The sequence below is a fragment of the Pseudomonas sp. MIL19 genome (assembly GCF_028680365.1).
Lineage (GTDB): Bacteria > Pseudomonadota > Gammaproteobacteria > Pseudomonadales > Pseudomonadaceae > Aquipseudomonas > Aquipseudomonas spirodelae.
Genome location: NZ_JAPPVG010000064.1, coordinates 1 through 3,477 on the forward strand (window position 1 = coordinate 1; position 3,477 = coordinate 3,477).

At 59.6% G+C, this 3,477-nt stretch carries 5 protein-coding genes; 3 read left to right on the plus strand and 2 right to left on the minus strand.

Annotated elements, in window-relative coordinates:
- Nucleotides 1-90: 90 nt before the first annotated feature.
- The gene (locus tag N1078_RS19205; protein ID WP_274089671.1) at nt 91-318 is read right to left on the minus strand and encodes a CsbD family protein; all 228 of its coding nucleotides are present in this window, start codon (nt 316-318) and stop codon (nt 91-93) included.
- Between the two features lie 308 nt (nt 319-626).
- Here N1078_RS19205 and N1078_RS19210 point away from each other — a divergent pair, with 308 nt between their 5' ends.
- On the plus strand, nt 627-1,169 hold the full coding sequence (locus tag N1078_RS19210) for a hypothetical protein (RefSeq protein WP_274089672.1): 543 nt from the start codon (nt 627-629) through the stop codon (nt 1,167-1,169).
- A 145-nt stretch (nt 1,170-1,314) separates the two neighbouring features.
- Here the strand turns inward: N1078_RS19210 and N1078_RS19215 are convergent, their stop codons facing one another.
- Nucleotides 1,315-1,887, minus strand: a complete 573-nt coding sequence (locus N1078_RS19215; protein WP_443218124.1) for a hypothetical protein — start codon at nt 1,885-1,887, stop codon at nt 1,315-1,317.
- Between the two features lie 127 nt (nt 1,888-2,014).
- Here N1078_RS19215 and N1078_RS19220 point away from each other — a divergent pair, with 127 nt between their 5' ends.
- Both N1078_RS19220 and N1078_RS19225 read left to right on the plus strand, forming a co-directional pair.
- Nucleotides 2,015-2,551: a DUF3087 domain-containing protein gene (locus N1078_RS19220; RefSeq protein ID WP_274089675.1), complete on the plus strand. Its 537-nt coding sequence runs from the start codon at nt 2,015-2,017 to the stop codon at nt 2,549-2,551.
- A 163-nt stretch (nt 2,552-2,714) separates the two neighbouring features.
- Nucleotides 2,715-3,431, plus strand: coding sequence for a glycine betaine ABC transporter substrate-binding protein (locus N1078_RS19225; protein WP_274089673.1), 717 nt, complete (start codon nt 2,715-2,717; stop codon nt 3,429-3,431).
- The last annotated feature ends 46 nt before the right edge of the window (nt 3,432-3,477 follow it).

Genomic DNA, 3,477 nt, shown 5'->3' on the forward strand with positions numbered 1-3,477 from the left:
TGCTGAGCTGGCTCACCTGAGCCAGCCAGCGCTGAAAGACCTGAGTATCCATGGTGGGCAGACCTCACGAGCTGATGTCTGCCCTAAATCTTAGTCCTTGCAACACGGTATTGGGACATAGCCAAAAAAAACGCTGACCTGAGCCTCTGCATCAGCGCGGGAGAAGCCATAACGCGCCTGCAGCAAGCCGGCGAGGTGCTGCATGTGGCCGGCATGGTGCAGCGCGGGGTTATGGTTCAAGCGCGCCCAGGTCATCTGCAGAGCACCCAATGACTGACGCCACTGCCCGTGCAGGCACTGCAACCGCTGCAGGCTCATGAGTGCCCCACCGCAACACAGGCAAAACCGTAGGCATCCCTTCTTACAGGGCAAGTTGAGCGATCAGTTCGAATGGCCGTACACATGCGGTGTCTCCCAATGCAACGCTGTTCTCAACACGGGACGCAGCTCACTGAGGACAGCATCACAGCCGCGCATAGGCCTGTCGGTACGCTGGCACGCATAGGCGTACAAACAGCTAAAGCATGGCCATTGGCCTGCGTACGGCGGCGCACAGACGGGCTTGGCCGTGCTGCCTAAGCTGGTGCTTCGGCCGTCAGTGACGGTTCATGAGCAGGAGCAGCACGATGGACCTCTACCGTCACCACGTATCGGGTTTCTTTAGCCAACGCAGCAGCGCCGAACAGGCGCTCGCTCAATTGATTCAGCGGGGCATGCACAGCGAGCAATTGCAGATAGTCGCCAGCAACGCAGATGCCCCACCCGCCCCCGCGCCCCGGGCCAAGAGCAACAGGGTGTTGAAGAACATGCTGATCGACATCGCCATTGGCACCGGAATCGGTATTGGCATCGGTGCATTGATTGCGGTGGCGATGATTGTCAGCGAGGCGAGCCTGTTTTATGCCAGCCCGCTGCTCGCACCGTTGGCGCTGATGGGTATGAGCGGATTTATTGGGGGTTTTCTTGGCAGCGTGATCGGGGCGTCATCAGCCGCCGGCACGCATCACGGCCGATTGGTCGCGTTGGTGAGCAAAAGCATTACTCACGGCGATGTGGTGCTGGTGGCGCAAACCGACAACGAGCAGCAAACCAGCATGGCCCGTGAAGTGATCGAAGCCACTGCCGGCTTGGTCAAGGACATCAACATGGCCACTAACCAATCGCCATAAACGCTGGCCGCCGGCCTTCTCGCTCAGGGGTCGCAGTGTAAGGCAGCAGTGCGAGCAGATGCCTCGCGCAAGCTGCAAGCGAGCCCTGCGAAAGCGTCTTCACCACGCCTCACAAGCCGCTCCAGCGCGGGCAATTGTCCGCGCCTCACTGCAAGCGGAAGTGCGCCAGCTCGCTAGGGGTCAGCACGCGCATGCGTTGCGGCTCGGTGCGGTTGATCGCCTCAAGCAGCGCAGGCGGCACCTGCATGTCCTTGAAGTACGCCACCTGGCGGGCACGATTGACGCCCTGCCTGGAGGCCGAGTGCACCGAGTCACTGCCCGCGTAATAGGGCCGATGAATACCCACATAACCCCGCACGGTTTTACGCTGCCCCGCCGCCAGCAGGTACACACAACTGCCTTGGCATACCCCGGTGGATGGCACCAAGCTGTCAAAGCGGGTTTCGCGCAGCAGGCGGCCGATGCGCATGGCCTCATCCACACTGCCACCAATACTGTCGAGCATGACAATTTTCCTGGCAAATGTGCCCGGGTTGGCCTTGATGCCTTTGAGCAAGGCCTCATAATCGCCCGGCACAATATCCTCGGAAACCTTAGCCACCAGGATCCGCCCCAGCGTTTTATGCTGGCCGGCTTGCACGTCGACCTTGGCCTGCGCGGCGCTCGCACACAACGTCGCCATGCACATAATTACAGCCTGAAACATACTACGGCTCATAAATCCGACAATTCCTTAAGCAACGTCACCCGTGGGTGGGCAAGATACCTTGCAGCAGCGATCGCGCATACGCCGAATCAGCCTCAATCAACGCCCCCTTCACCGCAGAGAGAGCCCCGTGGCCACGATGTTCGAAATCCAACAGCAGAACCCCGAGCACTACCGCCAACAAACCCGCCGCAGTACGCTCATCATCGCCCTGACGTTCGTTGTGCTGGCCATGCTGCTGTCCACCACCACCGTCATGCTATTCGGCCAACCGGGCGGGGATAATTTCCGCTGGAACATGGCCGGCGTGATTATCGCCCTGCTGCTGACTGTGGCCCTTGTGCGCGGCTTTATGTGGTCACAACCCTGGATGGCAGCAGCGGCCTATGGCTGGCAGCTCAAGCGCAGCCTGATGCGCATCACCAATGTGATGCACAACGTCAAAGCCGGGGTAGCTGCACATAACCCGGACGCCATGAAGTTGCTGCGCTTCTATCATCTCGGCCTGACCCAAATGCACCAGCTGGACGGCAACTCCAGCGCACTCAGCGAAGCCGTGGCGGAGATCAACCGGCACAAAGAGCGCATGGAAAGCCTGGGGATGGACATCGATCAGCCGCAACTCAATTCCGCCTGGATCGAGGCGGTGAAAAAGATCAGTGCGCTGCCCAGCTAAACATCGCCAACCACAACCTTGCTGCACGCAAAACTGCAGCGGTTAGCCCCCTGCATTGCCGCTGCAGCCAATCATGGTCTTTGCGCTGGGTAGACCCTGATCGGTGGGTTTCCAACTGAAAGCCCGCTATTGTTTCACTCGTTATCTTTACTGGAGCCTCACCATGACTCTCATGCAACGTAGAACTGCGCTCATCCTGGCTGGCTTACTGGCCATGGGCAGCACCTTCGCTCAAGCGGATACGCCCGTGCGTGTGGGCTCCAAGATCGATACCGAAGGCAAGTTGCTGGGCAATATGATTGTGCTGGCACTGGAAGCCAGCGGCATCAAGACCGAGAACAGATCTGGCCTGGGCAACACCCAGGTGATGCGCGGCGCGCTGACCGCCGGCGAGATTGATCTGTACCCTGAATACACCGGCAACGGCGCCTTCATTTTTGCCGAAGAGTCCAACCCGGTTTGGAAAGACGCCAAAGCCGGCTACGAACGCGTCAAGGCGCTGGACTATGAGCAGAACAACATTGTCTGGCTAACGCCTGCACCAGCCAATAACACCTGGGCGATTGCCATTCGCCAAGATGTGGCCACCCCCAACCAACTGAAAACCCTCGACGACCTGGGCCAATGGCTGGGCAAAGGTGGGCAGTTCAAGCTGGCCGCCTCGGCTGAGTTTGTAGAGCGCTCGGACGCACTGCCGGCCTTCCAAACAGCCTATAACTTCACCCTCAAGCCCGAGCAACTGCTGACGTTGGCCGGTGGCGATACGGCAGTGACGATTCGTGCAGCCGGTGAACAAACCTCCGGCGTCAACGCCGCCATGGCCTATGGCACAGACGGCGCCGTGGCTGCTGTTGCCGCTGACCGAAAACTGACCCAGTAGAGGCTGTTCTGCCGACTGAAAACTGACCCAGGTGTTCAACTGCTTC

What these genes read in the sequence shown, in the direction of transcription:
- N1078_RS19205 (WP_274089671.1), bottom strand. Translation starts at nt 318, where the DNA reads ATGAGCCTGCAGCGGTTGCAGTGCCTGCACGGGCAGTGGCGTCAGTCA.
- N1078_RS19210 (WP_274089672.1), top strand. Translation starts at nt 627, where the DNA reads ATGGACCTCTACCGTCACCACGTATCGGGTTTCTTTAGCCAACGCAGC.
- N1078_RS19215 (WP_443218124.1), bottom strand. Translation starts at nt 1,887, where the DNA reads ATGAGCCGTAGTATGTTTCAGGCTGTAATTATGTGCATGGCGACGTTG.
- N1078_RS19220 (WP_274089675.1), top strand. Translation starts at nt 2,015, where the DNA reads ATGTTCGAAATCCAACAGCAGAACCCCGAGCACTACCGCCAACAAACC.
- N1078_RS19225 (WP_274089673.1), top strand. Translation starts at nt 2,715, where the DNA reads ATGACTCTCATGCAACGTAGAACTGCGCTCATCCTGGCTGGCTTACTG.